Origin of the sequence: Arthrobacter sp. CAN_A214 (genome assembly GCF_015751955.1) — a bacterium.
Classification (GTDB): Bacteria; Actinomycetota; Actinomycetes; order Actinomycetales; family Micrococcaceae; genus Arthrobacter_D.
The window spans coordinates 1-3,295 of record NZ_JADOUU010000069.1; the positions used below are offsets into that span (position 1 = coordinate 1).

The window sequence follows — 3,295 nt, forward strand, 5'->3', positions numbered from 1 at the left end:
GGATGGTGAGCTGCGTATCGGGGGTGAGACCGATGTCGGAGAAGTATCTGAGCATTGCGGGGTCGGCGTCGGAGATCCGGACGACGGTTACTTCATCTTGCGGTTTGGGATTGTTGCCCGGCGTGGTTGGGATCAGTTGGTTTGGAGGCAGGTGTCGAGTCGTTTGATGCCGTCCCGGATGCGTGTTTTCGCTGTTGGAACGGGAATGCCCAGGTGGTGGGCGACTTGGCTGGACGTCAGCCCGGTGTAGAAGGCCAGATGGTGGTCACTCCTGGGAGGTAAGGCGCCCTCTGCGCTTGACACGAGCGCATGGCCCCCTGTGTGCCGGCAGGTCAATAATTTATAGGGCGCGAAGGCGGGTTCATTTCATGTTTGACTGTGTTGCTGCAGGGTGCACGCTTTTGTTGTTTGATTAGTAGACAGTAGGAGGACGGATTTCTGTGATAGCGAACGCGGCTGGGGTGGTGGTGACCGGCATGGGTGCCATGACTCCTGTCGGGGGTACGGTCTCCCAGACATGGAACGCGCTGTTGGCGGGCGGGTCGGGAATCGCGTATTTGGATCAACCGTGGGCGCAGAAGCTGCCGGTGCGTGTCGCCGGGCTCGTTACCGCGGATCCCGCTGCTGTGCTGTCGACCAGGGAATACCGGCGGATGGATCGTTGTGGGCATTTGGCGCTTGTCGCCTCGCGTGAGGCCTGGTCACAGGCTGGCCGGCCGGCGGTTGATCCTGACCGGCTCGCGGTGGTGATCGGGTCCGGTTACGGAGGGTTGGGTACGGTTGTGGCTCAGACCCGGGTTCTGGATAGTGGCGGCCCGCGTCGGGTTTCTCCGCATACGGTGACGCAGGTCATGGCGAATGGTCCTTCGGCGTGGGTTTCTATTGATGTCGGAGCTCAGGGCGGTGCCCGCACTCCGGTGAGTGCCTGTGCCTCAGGTGCCGAGGCAATCGCCCAGGGTGCTGAAATGATCAGGTCGGGTGCAGTGGACGTCGTTGTTGCCGGGGGAGTCGATGCTTGCGTGAACGAGCTGGCGATCAGTGGTTTCGCTCAGCTCCGGGCGCTCTCCACGAGCGAGGGTGACCCGGCGGGGGCTTCCCGGCCTTTCGATCGGGACCGGAACGGTTTCGTGATGGCAGAAGGCGCCGGCATCGTCGTCCTGGAGCGGGAGGAGTTCGCCCGCGCCCGCGGGGCGGAAATTCTTGGTCGGATCGCCGGGGGCGCAGTCACCTCCGATGCCGGAGACATTGTGGCAGCTAACCCGGAGATGCAGCAGCGCGTCATGCGCAAAGCTCTTACGGCAGCGGGGATATCAGCATCGGATATCGGTTTCGTCCACGCGCACGCTACGTCGACCCCGATCGGTGACCTTCTTGAGGCGAATGCCATCACTGCTGTGATTGGAGACCAGGTGCCTGTCACCTCGACCAAGTCCATGACAGGGCACTTACTGGGAGGAGCGGGGACACTCGGCGCCATCGTGACCATTCAAGCCCTCCGGACAGGAATGCTCCCAGGCACACTCAATCTTGAGAATCCCGACCCAGCGATCAGCCTCAACCTTCTCAAGACCACGACCGGATGCGCCGGGGCCACCGCTGCCATCACCAATGCCTTTGGATTCGGCGGCCACAGTACGGCCCTCATCATCGCTGCTGCGTGAAAAGCCTCTCACCCTGTTTCGAGAAAATGTCCCACAACCCAAGCGGGTAAGGAGCACCAAAGTCGATCGGGCGTGGCTCGACAACGAGCCTGCTGGTCTCGACCGTGCCGGTGCCGACGACGCCGCGACTCTTACGGCTCGATGCGCTCCGTTTCGATGACTTCCTTGCGCACCTGGCCGCTCACGACCTCGTCCCGTGTCTGCACATCACGGCGTGCCCGGACGCGTTCGATGGGGACCACGTCCATTTCAACGCGAGGCTTCTCCTCGTACAGAACCAGCTCGACGACGTCGCCGCTGAAGGCGGTCTCCACAGCGGCATACAGTCGCTCGCGTTCGGCATCCGTGAAGGAGCCCTTGCCGTCGTCGTAATAGGCGGTACTGTCTGTGACCGGCACGCGCTCGATGACGAGTTCCTCGCGCCGGATTTGCACTGTCATCGTCACGTCCTCGGTGACCACGCGTTTGACCAGGCGCACGCGCTCCGTCTCCTGGATCTCGGTACTCACCCGGAGCTGCTCCTCCGAGCGCGTCATCGCACCGTCGCCTTCATGTCGCGATGAGCGATTCCCGCGCGCGGTGTTCGCACTTGTGCGCTGGGCGGCGTCGGTGTCATTCCTTGCGGCGATCAGGCCGTAGTAGCGCAGCAACTGCTGCTCTTCCTCGGGGCTGAGGTGGCCGTCCTGGGACATTTTCGGGGAGTCGTATACCTTGGCATGCGTGTAAGGGAGGCGGACATCCTTGCCATTCAGGGTGGCTCCCTGAAGCGGGGCGAAGGATTCGGGACTGCCGACCGTGTGGGTTGCAACGGTGATCCAGCTGGGATCACCGGTGGCGTCGTCGACGTAGAGCTGGCCCATGGGGCCAAGCACTGCGCCGTCCTCGGTCAGTACGTTGGCGCCAGTGGTCATGGAGTCCTGCATCTGTTCAAGCGTAATCATGATGGCCTTTTCGAGAAGAAAGATCAGCGGACTTAGAACAGGGTACGACGAAAACTTCACCTACCCCGGTTACATCCCACGATCCTCTCCGTACCCGCAGAGAATCAAGGATTAACCGTCCAGAGCCTCACGGGTCGTGCTGACGTCTCCCGAAAAGTCCGGGCCCACGACTATTGAAAACAGCCCCATGTCCTCGACATCGGTCATTCGTTCCGTCCATGGGAAGATGCGGGTTTGTGCAGACGGCTATTGACATTGATTGATCCAAAGTCGTCCGCACGAACCGTACTTCCCCCCACGAACCCACTACGCAAACCCGCTCCGACGCCGGTAAATCACGTATCGTAAGCGGATCCTCCACCGCTCTACCTTTTCCAGCACGAACCGCCATCAAAAATCCCATATAGAACCTGGGTGGTAAGTTGCAGAGTTATATGGCCGATTTTTCTCAGCGCTATGTGGCGGCTGCTGATAGGCATCTTTAGTGGAATCCCTAGAACAAAGCGCTCAGTTGTGCGCGCGCGGCAGGATCGCGGTCTTCGGGCTGAGGTGTTGATGACAGTGGCTGGCTGGCGGTGTGGTGCTGGCGGGTGCCGCGCGGGTTACGTCCCGTGGAGTGGTGTAGTTCTCCGCTGTTGAGCGTTGCGTAGGCGACGTAGTGAGCCATCGTGCGATGGTCAGTGAGTACCGATC

The 3,295-nt window shown here is 61.3% G+C and carries 4 protein-coding genes; 1 reads left to right on the forward strand and 3 read right to left on the reverse strand.

Features of this window, described 5'->3' with window-relative positions; genetic code table 11:
* Positions 1–151, reverse strand: a 151-nt coding sequence (locus IWX65_RS17305) for a FeoA family protein (RefSeq protein WP_196884793.1), incomplete at its 3' end; no start/stop codon positions are given.
* 289 nt (positions 152–440) lie between these two features.
* Here IWX65_RS17305 and IWX65_RS17310 point away from each other — a divergent pair.
* On the forward strand, positions 441–1,661 hold the full coding sequence (locus IWX65_RS17310; protein ID WP_334683982.1) for a beta-ketoacyl-[acyl-carrier-protein] synthase family protein: 1,221 nt from the start codon (positions 441–443) through the stop codon (positions 1,659–1,661).
* Positions 1,662–1,792: 131 nt separating this feature from the next.
* Here IWX65_RS17310 and IWX65_RS17315 read toward each other — a convergent pair whose 3' ends face one another.
* Together IWX65_RS17315 and IWX65_RS17990 are read right to left on the reverse strand one after the other, a co-directional pair.
* Positions 1,793–2,602 carry a YsnF/AvaK domain-containing protein gene (locus tag IWX65_RS17315; protein WP_196884792.1) on the reverse strand — a complete coding sequence of 270 codons (810 nt, stop codon included), beginning with the start codon at positions 2,600–2,602 and terminating at the stop codon, positions 1,793–1,795.
* A 493-nt stretch (positions 2,603–3,095) separates the two neighbouring features.
* Positions 3,096–3,295 (reverse strand): hypothetical protein (locus IWX65_RS17990; protein ID WP_334683983.1); only part of this gene is annotated, 200 nt, incomplete at its 5' end.

What these genes read in the sequence shown, in the direction of transcription:
- IWX65_RS17315 (WP_196884792.1), bottom strand. Translation starts at nt 2,602, where the DNA reads ATGATTACGCTTGAACAGATGCAGGACTCCATGACCACTGGCGCCAAC.